This is a genomic window from Sphingopyxis sp. (assembly GCF_035565275.1).
GTDB lineage: Bacteria > Pseudomonadota > Alphaproteobacteria > Sphingomonadales > Sphingomonadaceae > Sphingopyxis.
On the sequence record NZ_DATMST010000121.1, the window covers coordinates 1 to 16,721 of the forward strand.

At 64.3% G+C, this 16,721-nt stretch carries 20 protein-coding genes; 13 read left to right on the forward strand and 7 right to left on the reverse strand.

Annotated features, from left to right (window positions below; all coding sequences use genetic code 11):
- The 3 genes from rho to hemE form a co-directional block, all read right to left on the reverse strand.
- Positions 1-803: transcription termination factor Rho (gene rho / locus VN047_RS08040; protein WP_325541597.1), on the reverse strand; the 803-nt coding region annotated here is incomplete at its 3' end.
- Positions 804-997: 194 nt separating this feature from the next.
- Complete coding sequence (locus VN047_RS08045) at positions 998-1,414, reverse strand: CopD family protein (RefSeq protein WP_414712682.1); 417 nt, start codon at positions 1,412-1,414, stop codon at positions 998-1,000.
- A 33-nt stretch (positions 1,415-1,447) separates the two neighbouring features.
- Entirely contained in the window at positions 1,448-2,476 is a 1,029-nt protein-coding gene (gene hemE / locus VN047_RS08050) for a uroporphyrinogen decarboxylase (RefSeq protein ID WP_325541599.1), read from the reverse strand.
- A gap of 348 nt (positions 2,477-2,824) precedes the next feature.
- Here hemE and VN047_RS08055 point away from each other — a divergent pair, with 348 nt between their 5' ends.
- From VN047_RS08055 to VN047_RS08110, 12 genes are all read left to right on the forward strand, one after another.
- On the forward strand, positions 2,825-3,637 hold the full coding sequence (locus VN047_RS08055; protein ID WP_325541600.1) for a pyruvate, water dikinase regulatory protein: 813 nt from the start codon (positions 2,825-2,827) through the stop codon (positions 3,635-3,637).
- Positions 3,634-4,230: a Maf family protein gene (locus VN047_RS08060; RefSeq protein WP_325541601.1), complete on the forward strand. Its 597-nt coding sequence runs from the start codon at positions 3,634-3,636 to the stop codon at positions 4,228-4,230. The genes VN047_RS08055 and VN047_RS08060 overlap by 4 nt, the downstream gene beginning before the upstream one ends.
- On the forward strand, positions 4,227-5,039 hold the full coding sequence (aroE, locus tag VN047_RS08065; RefSeq protein WP_325541602.1) for a shikimate dehydrogenase: 813 nt from the start codon (positions 4,227-4,229) through the stop codon (positions 5,037-5,039). The genes VN047_RS08060 and aroE overlap by 4 nt, the downstream gene beginning before the upstream one ends.
- Positions 5,036-5,659, forward strand: a complete 624-nt coding sequence (gene coaE, locus VN047_RS08070; protein WP_325541603.1) for a dephospho-CoA kinase — start codon at positions 5,036-5,038, stop codon at positions 5,657-5,659. Before aroE ends, coaE begins: the two co-directional genes overlap by 4 nt.
- A gap of 19 nt (positions 5,660-5,678) precedes the next feature.
- Positions 5,679-6,380 carry a DNA polymerase III subunit epsilon gene (gene dnaQ / locus VN047_RS08075; RefSeq protein ID WP_325541604.1) on the forward strand — a complete coding sequence of 234 codons (702 nt, stop codon included), beginning with the start codon at positions 5,679-5,681 and terminating at the stop codon, positions 6,378-6,380.
- A gap of 45 nt (positions 6,381-6,425) precedes the next feature.
- Entirely contained in the window at positions 6,426-6,998 is a 573-nt protein-coding gene (gene hpf / locus VN047_RS08080) for a ribosome hibernation-promoting factor, HPF/YfiA family (protein WP_325541605.1), read from the forward strand.
- Between the two features lie 150 nt (positions 6,999-7,148).
- Complete coding sequence (locus tag VN047_RS08085) at positions 7,149-7,613, forward strand: PTS sugar transporter subunit IIA (protein ID WP_325541606.1); 465 nt, start codon at positions 7,149-7,151, stop codon at positions 7,611-7,613.
- A gap of 24 nt (positions 7,614-7,637) precedes the next feature.
- Positions 7,638-7,976 carry a DUF1491 family protein gene (locus tag VN047_RS08090; RefSeq protein WP_325541607.1) on the forward strand — a complete coding sequence of 113 codons (339 nt, stop codon included), beginning with the start codon at positions 7,638-7,640 and terminating at the stop codon, positions 7,974-7,976.
- Between the two features lie 193 nt (positions 7,977-8,169).
- Entirely contained in the window at positions 8,170-8,835 is a 666-nt protein-coding gene (locus VN047_RS08095) for a cell wall hydrolase (protein ID WP_325541608.1), read from the forward strand.
- 91 nt (positions 8,836-8,926) lie between these two features.
- Positions 8,927-9,634 carry a DUF4136 domain-containing protein gene (locus VN047_RS08100; RefSeq protein WP_325541609.1) on the forward strand — a complete coding sequence of 236 codons (708 nt, stop codon included), beginning with the start codon at positions 8,927-8,929 and terminating at the stop codon, positions 9,632-9,634.
- Positions 9,631-10,740: a M14 family metallopeptidase gene (locus VN047_RS08105; protein ID WP_325541610.1), complete on the forward strand. Its 1,110-nt coding sequence runs from the start codon at positions 9,631-9,633 to the stop codon at positions 10,738-10,740. Before VN047_RS08100 ends, VN047_RS08105 begins: the two co-directional genes overlap by 4 nt.
- A complete protein-coding gene (locus VN047_RS08110) occupies positions 10,737-11,204 on the forward strand; it encodes a GNAT family N-acetyltransferase (protein WP_325541611.1) in 468 nt (155 codons plus the stop codon). Before VN047_RS08105 ends, VN047_RS08110 begins: the two co-directional genes overlap by 4 nt.
- A gap of 65 nt (positions 11,205-11,269) precedes the next feature.
- On the opposite strand, the gene VN047_RS08115 is transcribed toward VN047_RS08110, so the two are convergent.
- Entirely contained in the window at positions 11,270-11,725 is a 456-nt protein-coding gene (locus VN047_RS08115) for an Hsp20 family protein (RefSeq protein ID WP_325541612.1), read from the reverse strand.
- Between the two features lie 188 nt (positions 11,726-11,913).
- Here VN047_RS08115 and gpmA point away from each other — a divergent pair, with 188 nt between their 5' ends.
- A complete protein-coding gene (gpmA, locus tag VN047_RS08120; RefSeq protein ID WP_325541613.1) occupies positions 11,914-12,600 on the forward strand; it encodes a 2,3-diphosphoglycerate-dependent phosphoglycerate mutase in 687 nt (228 codons plus the stop codon).
- A gap of 42 nt (positions 12,601-12,642) precedes the next feature.
- Here gpmA and VN047_RS08125 read toward each other — a convergent pair whose 3' ends face one another.
- The 3 genes from VN047_RS08125 to VN047_RS08135 all read right to left on the reverse strand — a co-directional run bounded on the left by VN047_RS08125 (position 12,643) and on the right by VN047_RS08135 (position 16,458).
- Positions 12,643-14,733: a Plug domain-containing protein gene (locus VN047_RS08125; RefSeq protein ID WP_325541614.1), complete on the reverse strand. Its 2,091-nt coding sequence runs from the start codon at positions 14,731-14,733 to the stop codon at positions 12,643-12,645.
- Between the two features lie 211 nt (positions 14,734-14,944).
- The gene (gene dapD / locus VN047_RS08130) at positions 14,945-15,787 is read right to left on the reverse strand and encodes a 2,3,4,5-tetrahydropyridine-2,6-dicarboxylate N-succinyltransferase (protein ID WP_325541615.1); all 843 of its coding nucleotides are present in this window, start codon (positions 15,785-15,787) and stop codon (positions 14,945-14,947) included.
- Complete coding sequence (locus VN047_RS08135; protein ID WP_325541616.1) at positions 15,784-16,458, reverse strand: pyrimidine 5'-nucleotidase; 675 nt, start codon at positions 16,456-16,458, stop codon at positions 15,784-15,786. Before VN047_RS08135 ends, dapD begins: the two co-directional genes overlap by 4 nt.
- Between the last annotated feature and the right edge of the window lie 263 nt (positions 16,459-16,721).

The window sequence follows — 16,721 nt, forward strand, 5'->3', positions numbered from 1 at the left end:
GTGATCGAGTCGAGCAGGATGACGACATCCTTCTTGTGCTCGACGAGGCGCTTCGCCTTTTCGATCACCATTTCGGCGACCTGGACGTGGCGCGTCGCGGGCTCGTCGAAGGTCGAGGAGACGACCTCGCCGTTCACGCTGCGCTGCATGTCGGTGACTTCCTCGGGCCGTTCGTCGACGAGGAGGACGATGAGGTAAACCTCGGGGTGGTTGTCGGTGATCGCCTTGGCGATATTCTGCAGCAGCACTGTCTTGCCGGTACGCGGCGGCGCGACGATCAGCGCGCGCTGGCCCTTCCCCTGCGGGCTGACGAGGTCGATCACGCGCGCCGACTTGTCCTTGACCGTCGGGTCGACGGTATCGAGCGACAGCTTCTGGTTCGGATAAAGCGGCGTGAGGTTATCGAAATTGACGCGGTGACGCACGACGTCGGGATCGTCGAAATTGACGCTGATCAGCTTGGTCAGCGCAAAATAACGCTCGCCATCGCGCGGGGCGCGGATTTCGCCTTCGACGGTGTCGCCCGTGCGCAGGCCATATTTGCGGACCTGGTTCGGCGAGACGTAGATATCGTCGGGGCCGGCGAGATAATTGGCGTCCGACGAGCGCAGGAAACCGAACGAGTCCGGGAGGACCTCGATCGTCCCCGACCCGATGATTTCCTCGCCCTCTTCGGCGAGTTCTTTCAGGATCGAGAACATCAGGTCCTGCTTGCGCAGCGTCGAGGCGCCCTCGACGCCCAGTTCTTCCGCCATTTCGACGAGCTGGGCGGGCGACTTGGTTTTGAGTTCTTTAAGATGCATGGATGGATTCCAGGGTGAGATATGGGATAGATTACAGTCGTTTACGATGCACCGCTGGGGTGCCTATCCGGCCGTGGGACAACCGTTATGATAGCATCGGCGCGGGTGACGCGCCGCCCGCGCAGGACGGGTTTGATCGGCCCCTATAACCGGGCCGGGTTCAAGTCAATCGGGCTGCGCCGGAACAAGGCTGTTCAGGGGCGGACAACGACGAGAATCACGATGATCGCAGCGGCGATGCCGGGCACCTCGTTGAGCAGACGAAGCTGTTTTTCGGTCAGCGGGCGCTCGCCCTTCTTCAGCTTCCTGAAATAGCCGATCATCCAGCCATGATAGCCCGACAGGGCAAAGACGAGGAGCAATTTGGCGATGAACCAGCCTTCGGTCCAATAATTGCCGTTAAAGGCAAGCATCAGGCCGAAAATCCAGACGATCATCAGCGATGGATTGAGGATGATCCGCCGCAGCCGGTCTTCGCGCTCGATCCACTTCTTGTCTTCATCGGATCCGACCGGCGCCTGATGATGATAGACGAAAAAGCGCGGCATCATGAACAGGCCGGCCATCAGAAAAATCACGAAAATGATATGCGCGGCTTTGACCCAAAGCATCGTCGCCCCCAAATATCCTGCCAGTTCCATATTTTACCCGCCGCGAACGCGTCTGATCAGATGTTCGACATGGGCGATCGGCGTGTCGGGCACGATCCCATGGCCGAGATTGAAGATATGGGGGCGCGACGGGAAAGCCGCAAGGATGCGGTCGATCGCGGTATCGAGCGCCCCACCGCCCGCGACGAGCGCGAGCGGATCGAGATTGCCCTGCACCGGGAGATGCGAGGGCAAGATGGCGTCGGCCCAGGCCGGATCGACCGTCTCGTCGAGCCCGATCGCGTCGACCCCGGTTTCGTCGGCATAGGCACGCAGTTTGCCGCCGGCACCCTTTGGAAAGCCGATGATCGGGGTATCGGGATGGAGTGCCTTCAGGCGGCTGACAATCTCGGCATTGGGCGCGATCACCCACTGCTCATATTGCGCCGGCGACAGGCTGCCCGCCCAGCTGTCGAACAGCTGCACCGCCTCGACGCCTTTTTCGATCTGGCCCGCGAGATAGGTGACCGTGAGCTCGACGATCGCGTCGATGATTTTCTGAAACGCTTCTGGATCGCCGAACGCGAGGCGGCGGGCGGCAGCCTGATCCTTCGACCCCTGCCCTGCCACCATATAGGTCGCGACGGTCCACGGGCTTCCTGCAAAGCCGAGAAACGTCGTTTCGGGCGGCAATGCGGCGGCGACACGCGCGACTGTCGCATAAACAGGATCGAGCCGCTCATGAGCCGTGTCGAGTGACGCCAAGGCGCTATCGACAAGCGGCGGTGTGAGCCGCGGTCCCTCGCCCGCCTCGAACCACAGATGCTGGCCGAGCGCATGCGGGATGACGAGGATATCGGAAAAAAGGATCGAGCCGTCGAAACCGAAGCGGCGGATCGGCTGCAACGTCACCTCGGCGGCTGCTTCGGGATCGTAGCAAAGCTCGAGGAATCCGCCCTTGGTTTCACGCAGGGCGCGATACTCGGGAAGATAGCGCCCGGCCTGGCGCATCAGCCAGAGCGACGGGCGTTCCTGCCGTACTCCGCGCAGCGTTGCCAGCAAGCTCTTCGGTGACGCCTTCACGCGGCTCCTCTTTCTCTCTTCATATAATATTAGATAATATTGTGGTGGTTTGTAGGTCGGCGGACAAGCGCGGCTTTAGGCCGGAGGGCCCGATTTGCCAACAGCTTGACTCTTCCTCTGTTGCACCCGGCCGGAGAGTCGCCACCCGCTTTCCCCTATATTCACAGCCTGTGGACAAGATTCATCCCTTGTGGAAAAGTCGTGGAGCGGAATCGACACGGCCGGGGATGAATCGACCATCCCCATTTCTTCCCCGCGCTTCTCCAAAATTTATCCACAGGGGCTTTTTCGTCATCCCGACCTGATCCGGGATTGCCTTTTTCGGCGGTTTCCCGCCATGGTGCCGCGATGGGCCGGCTTCACTTACATCTCATATCCGACTCCACGGGCGAGACACTCGAAAATATCGCCAAGGCGGCGATCGCGCAATTCGATGATGTGGAGGTGGTGCGCCATTTCTGGCCGATGGTACGATCGGAATCTCATCTCGACCGGATCATGGCCGAGGTGCAGGCGAGCCCCGGCATGATTCTCTTCACGCTGGTGAACGGCGAATTGCGCGTCAGTCTCGAACGCCGCGCGAGCGCGCTCAATCTTCCCACCGTTGCTGCGCTCGACGCGGTGACCGACGCGCTGTCGCGGATGCTCGGACAGGAAGCAAAGGCGCGTCCCGGCCGCCAGCATCAACTCGATGCCGCCTATTTTGCGCGCGTCGATGCCATCCAGTTTACCGTCGCGCACGACGACGGCATCGGCTGGGAAAATTGGGAACAGGCCGACATCGTCCTCGCCGGCGTTTCGCGCACCTCGAAGACCCCGACGAGCATCTATCTCGCCAACCGCGGCTTCAAGACCGCGAACATTCCGATCGTTCCCGAATCGCCGCCGCCCGAGGCGCTTTACAATCTCAAGCGCCCGATGGTTGTCGGGTTGACGACGGGGCTCGACCGGCTGGTGCAGGTGCGCCGCAACCGGCTGCTCTCGCTGAACCAGGCACCTGAAACCGCTTATGTCGATGACGAGCGGGTGAAGGCCGAACTTGCCTATGCGCGGCGCATGTTCGCCGACAATGGCTGGCCCGTCATCGACGTCACGCGCCGTTCGATCGAGGAAACCGCCGCCGCGGTGATCAAGCTCGTCGAGGATCGCAGCGTCGCATGAGTCTCCTCCTCGCCTCGCAAAGCAGCGGCCGCGCCGCGATGCTCCGCGCCGCCGGGCTCGAATTCGAAACCAGCGCCGCGCATGTCGACGAGGAGGCGCTGACCGCTTCGCTGCTTGCTGCCGGTCAGACCCCGCGCAACATTGCCGACGCGCTCGCCGAGGCCAAGGCCGTCAAAATCTCGTCACGCCTTCCCGGCGTGACCGTGATCGGTGCCGATTCAACACTCGCGCTCGACGATGGTGCGATGCTCTCGAAGCCCGAAACCCCCGACGAAGCCGCCGATCATCTCCGCCGCATGGCCGGAACCCGCCATCGGCTGTTCAGCGCCGCGGTCGCCGCGCGCGACGGCGCGCCCATATGGCGTGCGATCGGGGAGGCAAAACTCTGGATGCGCCCCTTGTCGGACGCCTTCATCGCCGACTATGTCGCGCAAAACTGGAACAGCATCCGCTGGACCGTCGGCTGTTACGAAATCGAAGGAGCGGGCGTGCAATTGTTCGACCGGGTCGAGGGCGACCCTTGGACCATCATCGGAATGCCGATGCTTCCGCTGCTGTCGTGGCTGCGCACCACCGGGCTCGCCCCGCAATGAGCAAGCCCTATGCAGAGGTGATCGGCGACCCGATCGCCCAGTCGAAGTCGCCGCTGATCCACGGCTTCTGGCTCGACGCGCTCGGCCTCGAAGGCGACTACCGCCGCGCGCATGTAAAGCCTGACGACCTCGGCGCCTATATTGCCGAACGCCTCAACGATCCCGACTGGCGCGGCTGCAATGTCACCATGCCGCACAAGGCGGCGGTGATGGATCTGGTCGACGATCCCGGCAACATCCGTGGCACGATCGGCGCGATGAACACGATCGTGCGCCAGCCCGACGGATCGCTGATCGGTACCAACACCGACGCCGCTGGCTTCTATGCCCCGCTCGCCGAAATCGATCTCGCTGGCGCGCCCGTCGCGGTTGTTGGCGCTGGCGGCGCGGCGCGGGCGGTGCTGTTTGCGCTGGCGCGTGCCAATGTCGGCAAGGTGACGATCTTCAACCGCTCGCCGCTCAAGGCGATGGGTTTGCTTGCGACCTTCGGCCTCAAGGGCGACGTGGTCGCACTCGATGCGCAGCTCTCGCCAGTGTCGTTGCTCGTCAATTCGAGCAGCCTCGGTATGAAGGATCAGCCGCCGCTCGATCTCGACCTGTCGCCGCTCCCCGACGATGCGATCGTCTACGACCTCGTCTATTCGCCGCTCCAGACCGGTCTGCTGCAGGCGGCCGAAGCGCGCGGGCTCGATACCGTCGACGGGCTCGACATGCTGATCGGCCAGGCGGCGCTCGCCTTCGAACTCTTCTTCGGCAGAGTCCCGCCCGAGGGCCGCGATGAGGAATTGCGCGCACTGCTGGTGAAATGACCCACCGTCCGCGCCCCGGCTCGCGGCTCCGCCGTCCCTTCATCATCGGACTCACCGGCTCGATCGGTATGGGCAAGTCGACCGCGGCGGCGATGTTCGAGCGCGAAGGCGTGCCGGTATTCGATGCCGATGCCGAAGTGCACCGGCTGCAAGGCCCTGGCGGGGCACTCGTCGCCGCGATCGAGGCGCGCTTTCCCGGCACGACCGGCGCGAACGGCGTTGACCGGCAAAAACTGGGTGCTCACGTGCTCGGCAACACCCACGAGCTCGCGGCGCTCGAAGCGATCGTCCATCCCGCCGTCGGCCGGGCGCAGAAACGCTTCCTCGCCGAACACCGCGCCCGCGACGTCGTCGTGCTCGATATTCCGCTGCTTTTCGAAAAGGGCAGCTGGCGCAAGGTCGGTGCGATCGCCGTGGTTTCCGCACCCGCATGGATGCAGCGAAAGCGTGTGATGCGGCGCCCGGGTATGACTGCGGCCAAGCTGAAAGCGATCCGCCGCCTTCAGGTTCCCGACCGCGTCAAGCGCGCCCGCGCCGATTTCATCATCGAAACGGGCCGTCCCAAAAGCGAGACGCACCGGCAAATTCGTTTCATCGCCTCTTGTTTCCACGCCCGATAGGGTCCAGATTATGGCTTCGATGCGCGAGATTATCTTCGATACCGAAACCACGGGTTTCGACCCCAAAAGCGGGGACAGGCTGGTCGAAATCGGGTGCGTTGAACTGGTCGATCGCCGCGAAACCGGCATTACCTTCCACGCCTATTTCAATCCCGAACGCGACATGCCCGCCGCCGCCGAAGCGGTGCACGGATTGTCGATACAGTTCCTCTCGGACAAGCCATTGTTCGCGTCGCGCGTCGACGAGCTGATCGAATTTCTGGGCGATGCGCCGCTCGTCGCGCACAACGCCGCGTTCGACTTCGGCTTCGTCAACGCCGAACTCGCGCGCGCCGGCCGGCCTTCGCTCGACATGACGCGCATGTGCTGCACCGTGCAGATGGCGCGCAAGCTTCACCCTGGCGCGAAACACAGTCTCGACGCGCTCTGCACGCGCTATGGAATCGACCGCAGCCACCGCGTCAAGCATGGCGCGCTGCTCGACGCCGAACTGCTCGCGCATCTCTATATCGAAATGACCGGCGGCCGGCAGATCGGCCTTGGGCTTGCCGCCTCGGCCGCGAACGTCGCTATTCCGGCGGCGGCAACCCCTGCCGCAGCGCGTGGCGCCGACCGACCTTACCGCGAACCCCGTCCCCATATGGCGTCGGCTGCCGAACTGGCGCGCCACGCCGAATTTGTCGCAGGGCTGAACCAGCCGCTGTGGCTCGATACGGTGTGATGACCTTTCCCTAAATCATCGCGCCGGCCAAGAAGGAGAAGAAAAATGGAAATCCGCGTCTCTGGCCACCAGATCGAAACCGGTGAAGCGCTTCAGGCGCATGTGTCGGACCGGATGAACGCGATTGCCGACAAATATTTCTCTCGCGCGATCGGGGCGCACGCGACCTTCGGGAAGGGCCCCCACGACAGTTTCCAGTGCGACATCGTCGCGCATGTGATGCAGGGGCTGGTGCTCAAGGGCCACGGCCAGGCGCAGGACGCGCATGTCGCGTTCGAGGGCGCCGCCGAACGCATCGAAAAGCAGCTCAGGCGCTACATGCGACGATTGAAGGACCGCAACAATGGCCCGGCCGAGCCGTCGCCGACAGTTGACGAGATCGAGGACAACGCCAGCTATATCGTCTTCGACGGCGGCAATGAAGAGGATGCGGGCGATGCGCCGGCGATCATCGCCGAAACGCGCGTTGATATTCCGAGCAGCAGCGTATCCGACGCGGTGATGATGCTCGACCTTCGCAACACCAACGCCCTGCTCTTCGTCAATAGCAAGACCGGAACACACAATATGGTCTATCGCCGCGACGACGGGACGATCGGCTGGGTCGAACCGCGATAGGGCTGGATTTTCTCCGCCATTCGGCTTAAGGGCCGCGCCCAACGATGCCCGAAGCCGGCATGGCGGGGGCCTGCCACGACAGATCCGCGATCGCTTGCCAGCATATGGTTCCTGGCGGCGGCCGGCGTTTAACAAGATTTGACCAGAGCAATGAATCTTTCTTCCCTTCTTTATCCGGCGACCGTGCGCGCGCACGTCCAGCTCGATTCGAAAAAGGCGCTTTTCCCCTTCGTGGGCGATCTCGCCAGCCGCTCGCTCGGCCTCGATGCGGGCGAAGTCAGCGAGGCGCTGCTCGAGCGCGAACGTCTGGGTTCCACCGGATTCGGTCGCGGCATTGCCCTGCCGCACGCCAAGATGGCCGACCTCGGCGGCGTGCGCGGCCTGTTCCTGCAACTTGCCAGGCCGATCGATTTCAACGCGGTCGACGGCCTGCCGGTCGACCTCCTGTTCGTGCTGCTTTCGCCGCTCGATGCCGGCGCCGATCATCTGAAGGCGCTCGCGGGCGTGTCGCGCATGCTGCGCAACGAGGCGATCGCCGAACGGCTGCGCGGCGCGAAGAATGACGAGGCGCTCTATGCGCTGCTTGCCGACACCGAAACGCGTGACGCGGCGTAACGCCGCGCTGCTCCGGTCATTTCCGTGACGCGGCTCAAGAGTCGCTTCCTCGTCGATCTGCTTCTCCGCCGCACGGAAGCAGCGGGCGGCTTCGCGATGATTCTTGCCAAGGGCGACGAAAACTCGGGTATCATCCTCGTTCAATGCAGTGACCACGGCGAACCCGGGCCGTTGCTCGAACGACGCTTTTCGGTCGATGGCCACTATATATGGGAGGCGGTCGGTCCCGCCGACCCCAACGATGGTGAATCGCGCGCCAACTATCACGATCGGCGGCGAAAGGCCGATCCGGATCTCTGGATCGTCGAACTGGATATCGCAGATGCGCCACGACTCGTCGCGGAGTGGGCCGCGTTAACTTGACTCTGTTGCGGCGCACAATAACTGGCGCCCATTCGATAACGCGTAGGTCGTTCCGCGGGTTGCCTGCCTTTGCAAGCCACCCGGCAAAACGGTTCGGACACGCAGTCGGACGATGACCGCAGGCGAAATAGGGCCATAGCCCCCCGCCTGTTTTGAGAAGTTCGGTTCATCGGCCGCCCTTTTGACGGACACTATGAGTCGCATATTGAACGTAGCCAGCGTGGCTGCCGTCGGCATGACTGCCGCCACCATGCTGCTTCTGGCGGAACCGGGCTTTGCGAGCGATCTCGCGGCCGACGCCAATCTTCCCGCGATCATCCTGCCGGGCGTCGACGCGCCGGCCGCAGATGAAACGGCGGATCTCTCGACCGAAGCCGAATTGACGGTCGAAGACAGCATCAAATCCGACGACGAATCCGCTCCCGAGCCCAAGCCGGCTCCGGTGACTGCCGATTCGCTCGCCGAACTCGTCGCCGCGACGCCGAAGCCTGCAGAAATCGATCCCGAGCTGCGCTGCCTCGCCGGTGCGGTCTATTTCGAATCGCGAGGCGAATCACTCCCCGGCCAGCTCGCGGTCGCGCATGTCGTGATCAACCGCGCCCAGTCGGGCCGCTTTCCCAAGAGCCTGTGCGGCGTCGTCCACCAGAAGAGCCAGTTCAGCTTCGTGCGTGGCGGCAGGATGCCCGCCATCCGTAACGGGGCGCAGTGGAACAATGCCGTGGCGATCGCGCAGATCGCGCGCGACGGCAGCTGGAAGAACCACGCGCCGGGCGCGCTCTTCTTCCACGCGCGCTATGTGTCGCCGGGCTGGCGCAAGACGCGTATTGCGCAGATCGACAACCACATCTTCTATCGCTGACAGGGTCGGTGCGCTTCCAATCGCACCATCCTGTTTCGTGCATCGTCACCCCGGGGCCGGTCTCCGGGTTCACCCCCGCTTTCGGCGATCGATGCAGGGCTCGGCCCGGCATGACGAAGCGATGGACATCCCGTTCATTGCCAAGCCATATTTCGTGGCGCATGATACGCAGATGATGCGTCATCTTTCTGTCGCCCTGCTCGGTGCAGCGGCGCTCGCGCTCGGCGGCTGCGCCACGGCGGTTCCGCCGGTCGAGGTCACCCGCTTCCATGGCAACGCCGTCGCCGGATGGGCGCCGGGCACGCGCTATACGGTCGACATGGCGCCGCTTGGCGATTCGGCGGCGGTCATCGGCGCGAGCCAGCCCTCGCTCGAATGGAACAGCTATCGCGCCGCAGTCGAACGTCAGCTGCAATTGCAGGGGCTCGTCGCGGCGCCTGACGGCGCGCGCGCGCCTCTGAAAGTCCGCATCGGTTTCGACCGCATCGATCGCGAAGGCCCCGGAAGGCGCTCGCCGGTCTCGGTCGGGGTCGGCGGGTCGACGGGCAGCTACGGATCGGGGGTTGGGCTCGGGCTCGGCATCAATCTTGGCGGTGGACCGCGAAAGGTGCAGGATCTGCAGCTCGCGGTGCGCATCGACGATTCCGCTACCGGCCAGGCCTTGTGGGAAGGCCGTGCGATCGCGGCGGTGCCGATGAAGGCACCCGCGTCGCAACCCGGCCTTGCCTCGGCGAAATTGGCCGAAGCCCTATTCAAGGACTTCCCCGGCGAATCGGGACGCACTATCAGCGTCAAATGACCATCAGCATCAACGCCGCTTTCGACAGCGGCAATATCGTCGTGGAACATGTCGACGGCACGTCGGCGCGCCTTTCGATTCGCAAGGATCGCGAATCGGAATTTTTCCAGTGGTTCCACTTTCGGGTCGCCTGCACGGTCGGCGACGCGCTCGAACTCGCGATCACCGGGCTGGCCACATCGGCTTATCCCGGCGGCTGGCCGGGTTATGCTGCCTGTGCGAGCTACGACCGCGAGACCTGGTTCCGTCTCGACACGAGCTACGATGCCGGTACGTTGACGATCCGTCACAATGCCGAAAGCCCGATCCTGTGGGTTGCCTATTTCGCGCCCTATTCGATGGAACGCCACCACGACCTGATCGCCTCGGTCGTCGAATGCGAAGGTGTGACCTATCGCTGTCTCGGTACCAGCCTCGAAGGCCAGCCGATCGATTGTCTCGAAATGGGCACCGGCGACACGCAGGTCTGGCTCTATGCGCGCCAGCATCCGGGCGAGAGCATGGCCGAATGGTGGATGGAAGGCGCGCTCGAAAAGCTCACCGACCCCGCCGATCCGCACGCGCGTTCGCTGCTGCGGAAATGCCGCTTCCACATCGTCCCGAACATGAATCCCGATGGCTCGCGCCGCGGGCATCTGCGCACCAATTTCGCCGGCGTGAACCTCAACCGCGAATGGGACAATCCGACCGCCGAGCGCAGCCCCGAAGTGCTCGCCGTCCGCAATGCGATGGACGAAAGCGGCGTCGACTGGGCGATGGATATCCACGGCGACGAAGCGATCCCTGCCGTCTTCCTCGCGGGTTTCGAAGGCATCCCGTCGCTCAAGGCGGAGCAAACGGAAAAGTATAAGGCATTCGAAAGCGCGCTTGCCGCGAATACTCCCGATTTCCAGCTTGACCTCGGCTATGAGGAAACCGCGCCCGGGCAGGCTAATCTGTCGATGTCGACGACGCAGCTCGCCGAACGTTTCGGCGCGGTGTCGATGACGCTCGAAATGCCGTTCAAGGACAATCGCGACCTCCCCGATCCGGTGGCCGGCTGGTCGCCCGAACGATCGAAACTGCTTGCGCATGCGTGCCTCGCAACGCTGGACCAGCTTCTGTGAGTGACGCCTGGCGGATCGTCGAGGACGATCTGTCGGGTGCCGCGGTCCGGGCGCTGCTGGAGCAACATTTCGCGGGAATGCTCGCGAACTCGCCCGCCGAAAGCTGCCATTTCCTCGATTTCGGCGGGTTGCGCAGCGATGGCGTGACCTTCTGGTCCATCCACAAGGATGGCGAGCTCGCGGGCTGCGGCGCGCTCAAGATGCTGGCCGGTGCGCATGGCGAGATCAAGTCGATGCGCACCGCTGACGCCTTCCTGCGCCAGGGCGTCGCGGCAAGGATGCTCGTGCACATCATGGGCGAAGCGCGTGCGCGCGGTCTCGACCGTCTCAGCCTCGAAACCGGGTCGAGTCCGGCGTTCCAACCCGCCCTCGCACTCTATGCGCGCCACGGCTTCGAGGAATGCGAGCCGTTCGCCGACTATAAACCTGACCCGTTCAGCCGCTTCATGACGCGCGCGCTCTAGAATCGAAAGCGGGGTCCGGAAGGGATTCCGGACCCCGCTTTGTTCGGTCGAGCCGGAAGGCGGCGCTACGCGGCTTTCTTGTCCTCGATCACCGGCGGAGTGCCGCCGATCGCGATCTTGTGCGGCTTCATCGCCTCGGGCACTTCGCGCACCAGGTCGATGACGAGCAGCCCGTCGGCGAGGTCGGCGCTGGCGACGCGCACGAAATCGGCGAGCTGGAACCGGCGCTCGAACGCGCGCGTTGCGATGCCGCTGTAAAGAAGCTGGCGTTCCTCGCCTTCGGCCACCGGCGCCTTGCGGCCGCTGACGGTCAGCATGTTCTGCTGCGCGGTGATGTCAATCTCGTCGCTCTTGAATCCCGCGACGGCCACCGTGATGCGGAAATGATCGTCGGCGATCTTTTCGATGTCGAACGGCGGATAATTTTCGGCACCCGAACCGCCCGTTTCGAGGAAATCGAACAACCGGTCGAAACCGACGGTCGAACGGCGATAGGGGGTCCAGTCGAAGCTGTTGCGCATGGGTCTTTCTTCCTTTTCAAAGCGAAGTCCAGCGACCGCGACCCTTGTCGCGATCGCCACCCGGCCCCGTGCCGGCGGCCGGATGATGCGAATCTGGGTGCCGGCGAAACCATTTCAAGAGGGCGGTTGGCGTTCGGCGAAAAGCCGCGCTAAAGGGCGGCAACTCTCCTCCATCCGAAGGATTCCGAATGCCCCAGCTCATCCTCATCCGTCACGGCCAGTCGCAGTGGAATCTCGAAAACCGCTTCACCGGCTGGTGGGATGTCGATGTGACCGAAAAGGGGGTAGCGGAGGCCGTCGCCGCGGGCGAACTGATGAAGGCCAAGGGCATCGCCCCCGACACTTGCTTCACCTCGGTCCAGACGCGCGCGATCAAGACGCTGAACCTCGCGCTCGAGGCGATGGGCCGCCTCTGGCTCCCCGTCACCAAGGACTGGCGCCTCAACGAGCGGCACTATGGCGGGCTCACCGGCCTCGACAAGGCCGAGACCGCGGCGAAGCATGGCGACGATCAGGTCAAGGTCTGGCGCCGCAGCTTCGACATTCCGCCGCCGCCGCTCGAAGCCGGCTCGCCGTGGGACCTGTCGACCGACCCGCGCTACGCCGGCATCGCCATCCCCCCGGCCGAAAGCCTCAAGGACACGATCGTACGCGTGCTCCCCTATTATGAAGCCGCGATTGTGCCCGAACTCGCCGCGGGCAAGACGGTGCTGATCTCGGCGCACGGCAACAGCCTGCGCGCGCTCGTCAAGCATCTCTCGGGAATTTCGGACGCCGACATCACCGGCCTCGAAATCCCGACCGGCCAGCCGATCGTCTATGAGTTGAGCGACGATCTGAGCGCGCGCGAACGCTATTATCTGAGCGAACGGTAAAACCGTGCACCCCGGCGAAAGCCGGGGCTCGGGCAGTGATGGCTAGATCGTTCCCGTCACCGTCAGCTGGAAGAACCGGCCGTAACGGCGCAGTCGCTTCTCGCTGAACGCCACCGGCCCGTCGCGGCGGTCGGCATATACGACACGGTCGAACCCGTCGCGCTGACCCGCGAGATTGCGGTACGACAGCTTCACGGTGAAGCCGGCGACATCCTTGTGCTCGACAAAGGCGGTGACGAACGGCCCGTCGGCATATTCGCGCTCGATCGCGCCCAGCCGCAGGTTCGGACTGTACTGCTCGTCGAAATAACCTGCCCCCCACGCGATGTCCGTGCGCGGAATATCGTGACGCAGGCTAAGGTCGACGACATAGTCCTGCCCCTCGCTCTGGTCGCGCCATATGTTTGTCAGCGGATCGCGTACGCGGTTGCGCCGCCAGGTCAGGTCGCTGTTGATCCGCGCCCCTTTCCATCCCAGCCGGTCGAGCAGCAGGGTCGCCTTCGAACTGATACGATACAGGTGCGCGGGCGGCAAATTGCCGCGTCCTTCAGTCGTTTCCGACAGCGGGATCTGGTCGACCAGATCCTGCGCATAGGCATAGGCGAAGGCGACCGACGCATTGCCCCACGCGCCCATGTCCTGCACGAACTCGAGCTCGGTGCGGTTGACCACCGGCGGGACGAGCAGGCCGTTGCCATCATTCCCCTGCCCGTTCGCGACATCTACCGAGCTGGCGAAATCGAAAAAGTCGAGCTGGTCGACGCGCCGCTGCAACTGATAGTTGATCGTCGTTTTCGGTCCGACCTTCCATGCGAGCGCCAGCTTGCCCTTCGGCCGGACGAAGCGGCGCGTCAGCCCGCCGGGCCCCGACGAGGTCAGTTCGCTATATTCGGCGCCCAGATTCAATTGCGCGGTCAGATTGGATGCCAGCGCGCGTCCCCAGGTCAGCGACGCCTCGCCGCGCTTTTCCTCGACCCTGGTCCTTTCGCCGTCGAAGGCCACCGGGACGAAGCTGCCGTCCGCCTGCAGCCTTGCGAATTCGGCATCGACATCGAGCGTGTTGTACGCGCCCTCGAGCGCGACCTGCCAGTCGGTGCCGCCCGCGGTGCGCCAGCTATATTCGCCGCGCAGGATCGACTCGCCTTCGTCGGCGGTCTGGCTGAACCGCTCGCCGCTGCGTCCGCCGATTTCGCGATCGACGATGAAGGTGTCGACGAAAGGGCTGTGCTCGAACCGGTAAAGCCCGATCAGCTTGAGCCGTCCCTTGCCCAGCCCCAGCTCGTAATCGCCGCCGATGTCGTAATTATGCTCGTCCTCGGTGAAGCGGAACAGCTCGCCGACGGCGCCGGCGCCGGGCTGGACCGACGTCCCGATGACCCGGTCGTCGAGCCGGACCAACTGGCCGCCGAGGTTGAAATTCCACTTGTTGCCATTGCCCGCCGTGCGCGCAAGCGCAGCCGACAGGCGCGGCTGGTCGGCATTATAGCGCCCGAATTCGTCGCGCACGAACGACAACGCGCCGTCGGCGTCGAACCGCCGTTCGGGTCCCCAATGCCCCTGCCGCCGCGCTTCGTTCTTCAGGCTCAACGTCAGATTGGTGCCGCCGATCCGGCCCGTCGTCGAAATCTCGCCGTTCAGCCAGTTATCCTCGAGCCGCGGCCGCCATTCGGGCTGCCAGCGGATCGTCGTCTTGAATCCGCCGCTCCCTGCGCCTGCGACCAGCACGACATTGGCGACCTGTCCGGTCAGCCCGGGGACATTCAGCCCCGCGCCGTCCACGATATCGATATAGGCAACCTCGGCTGCGGTGATGCGCGCCAGCGCGGTGCGCGCGTCGGTCGCCTTGTTCGCGATGCGCTCGCCGTTGATCAGCACATTTTCGGTCGCCTGCCCCAACCCGCGATCCCCGCCGTTGGTCCCGGTGACGATCAGGAACCCGGGAACTTTCTCGACCATGTCGAGCGCGGTGCGCGGCGCAAAGCGGGAGAAATCGGCGGGAGCGTAACGCTGCGCGCCATTGACGGGAGTCGGAACCGCGGGCGCGGCATCGCCCGTCGCCTCCTGCGCGGCGGTGGGCACCGCCGACAGCAATGCGACAACGGCAAGCGAACTTCTACCGATACCGGCCGACATGATTCCCCCCCTTTTGCGGCCGCCATCGAAACCGACAGGCGCCCCCAGTCGCGAATAGTTCGCAATAATTATCTTGTTATCTACATGTCTACCAACGCTCGCCGGTGTTCGACGAGCGGCGGCCCTGCAGATGAAAGCGTCGCCCCCGCGAGGCGGGAGCCGACGTTGAAACTGCACGAAGGTTGCGCCTGCGCGGGGCGACGGGAAATCCTCAGTCGCGCAGCAACTCGTTGATTCCTGTCTTCGCCCGCGTCTGCGCATCGACGCGCTTGACGATCACCGCGCAGTACAGCGACGGTCCCGGCGTGCCGTCGGGAAGCGGCTTGCCCGGCAACGAGCCCGGCACGACCACCGAGTAAGCCGGGACCTCGCCGACGAACACTTCGCCCGTCGCGCGGTCGATGATCTTGGTCGACGCGCCAAGATAGACGCCCATCGACAGCACCGCGCCCTCGCGCACGATCACACCCTCGGCAACCTCGGCGCGCGCGCCGATGAAGGCGCCGTCCTCGATCACCACGGGTCCCGCCTGCAGCGGTTCGAGCACCCCGCCGATCCCCGCGCCGCCCGACAGATGGACGTTCGCGCCGATCTGCGCGCAGCTGCCGACAGTGGCCCAGGCGTCGACCATCGATCCCTCGCCGACATGGGCGCCGATATTGACGAAGCTCGGCATCAGCACCGCGCCCTTGCTGATAAAGGCGCCGCGGCGGACGATCGAACCGGGGACCGCGCGGAAACCCGCATCGCGGAAACGGTTCTCGCCCCAGCCGGCGAATTTCGACGGCACCTTGTCCCACCAGCGCGCGCCGCCGGGACCGCCCTCGATCAATTCCATGTCGTTGAGGCGAAACGACAGCAATACGGCCTTCTTCAGCCACTGATTGACCTGCCAGGTGCCGCCCGCATCGCGCTCCGCGACGCGATAGCTGCCGTCGTCGAGGCCGGCGATCGCGGTCTCGACCGCCTCGCGCACCGCGCCCGTGGTGGTCAGGCCCAGCGTGTCGCGTGCATCCCATGCGGCTTCGATCGTGGCTTGCAGGTCGGTCGTCATGAAATTCCCCAAGGTAAAGGCAATGAATCGAGCCAGTCGGCGATGTCGCTGACGTGAAAGTCGACATGCTCCGGCAGGTGGTCGCGATGGCCGCTTTCGCTGCCATTGTCCAGCCACACGGTCGTCATCCCCAGCGCCTTGGCGGGGGTCAGATTGCGCGCCATATCCTCGACGAAAAGGCTCTTTGCCGGATCGACGCCCAGGTGCGTGACCATCGCGGCATAGGCTTCGGGATCGGGCTTGGGAGTATAGCGGGTGACGCGAATGTCGCAGATGCCGTCGAACAGGTCGGCGATCCCGCGTGCGTCGAGCACGCGCGCTGCATAATCGGCATCGGCGTTGGTGAAAACCAGCTTGCGGCCGGGCAGCCGCTCAAGCCCTGCACGCAGCCGCGCATCGACGGTCAGCCGGTCGAGCGCGATATCATGGACATCGACGAGGAAGGTTTCGGGGTCGACCCCGTGGTGGCGCATCAACCCCGCCATCGTCGTGCCATGATCGTGGAAATATTGCTTCTGCACCCGCCGCGCATGCGCTGCATCGACGCCCAGCAACTGCATGATGAAGGCGCCCATGCGCTCGTCGATCAGGTCGAACAGCTTCGCCGACGGCGCATAGAGCGTGTTGTCGAGATCGAAGATCCAGCTGTCGATATGGTCGAGTGCGGGCATGCCGCGGCGCATAAGGGCTGGGGTTCGGGGGAGCAAGGCCGGATCGGGATCAGGGAACGCGCAATTAACCGCATGATGCTACCCCTCATCCTCTCACCGCGCTAAAAGGCGGATATAGGGCAAAGGGGAACGGCCATGGCCGACGCGGACCGACGCAGCAGCATCCGGCGGGTGGTGGGGCGGCCTTTGCCCCTTTTGCTCGGGATCGCGGCGCTGTCGCTCGCGGCGTGCGGCGGGGGCGGCGGAGCGCGTCCCTCGCCGAC

What these genes read in the sequence shown, in the direction of transcription:
- VN047_RS08060 (WP_325541601.1), top strand. Translation starts at nt 3,634, where the DNA reads ATGAGTCTCCTCCTCGCCTCGCAAAGCAGCGGCCGCGCCGCGATGCTC.
- VN047_RS08105 (WP_325541610.1), top strand. Translation starts at nt 9,631, where the DNA reads ATGACCATCAGCATCAACGCCGCTTTCGACAGCGGCAATATCGTCGTG.
- VN047_RS08055 (WP_325541600.1), top strand. Translation starts at nt 2,825, where the DNA reads ATGGGCCGGCTTCACTTACATCTCATATCCGACTCCACGGGCGAGACA.
- dapD (WP_325541615.1), bottom strand. Translation starts at nt 15,787, where the DNA reads ATGACGACCGACCTGCAAGCCACGATCGAAGCCGCATGGGATGCACGC.
- VN047_RS08125 (WP_325541614.1), bottom strand. Translation starts at nt 14,733, where the DNA reads ATGTCGGCCGGTATCGGTAGAAGTTCGCTTGCCGTTGTCGCATTGCTG.
- VN047_RS08085 (WP_325541606.1), top strand. Translation starts at nt 7,149, where the DNA reads ATGAATCTTTCTTCCCTTCTTTATCCGGCGACCGTGCGCGCGCACGTC.
- gpmA (WP_325541613.1), top strand. Translation starts at nt 11,914, where the DNA reads ATGCCCCAGCTCATCCTCATCCGTCACGGCCAGTCGCAGTGGAATCTC.
- VN047_RS08095 (WP_325541608.1), top strand. Translation starts at nt 8,170, where the DNA reads ATGAGTCGCATATTGAACGTAGCCAGCGTGGCTGCCGTCGGCATGACT.
- coaE (WP_325541603.1), top strand. Translation starts at nt 5,036, where the DNA reads ATGACCCACCGTCCGCGCCCCGGCTCGCGGCTCCGCCGTCCCTTCATC.
- VN047_RS08100 (WP_325541609.1), top strand. Translation starts at nt 8,927, where the DNA reads ATGCAGGGCTCGGCCCGGCATGACGAAGCGATGGACATCCCGTTCATT.
- aroE (WP_325541602.1), top strand. Translation starts at nt 4,227, where the DNA reads ATGAGCAAGCCCTATGCAGAGGTGATCGGCGACCCGATCGCCCAGTCG.
- VN047_RS08045 (WP_414712682.1), bottom strand. Translation starts at nt 1,414, where the DNA reads ATGCTTTGGGTCAAAGCCGCGCATATCATTTTCGTGATTTTTCTGATG.
- VN047_RS08115 (WP_325541612.1), bottom strand. Translation starts at nt 11,725, where the DNA reads ATGCGCAACAGCTTCGACTGGACCCCCTATCGCCGTTCGACCGTCGGT.
- hpf (WP_325541605.1), top strand. Translation starts at nt 6,426, where the DNA reads ATGGAAATCCGCGTCTCTGGCCACCAGATCGAAACCGGTGAAGCGCTT.
- VN047_RS08135 (WP_325541616.1), bottom strand. Translation starts at nt 16,458, where the DNA reads ATGCCCGCACTCGACCATATCGACAGCTGGATCTTCGATCTCGACAAC.
- dnaQ (WP_325541604.1), top strand. Translation starts at nt 5,679, where the DNA reads ATGCGCGAGATTATCTTCGATACCGAAACCACGGGTTTCGACCCCAAA.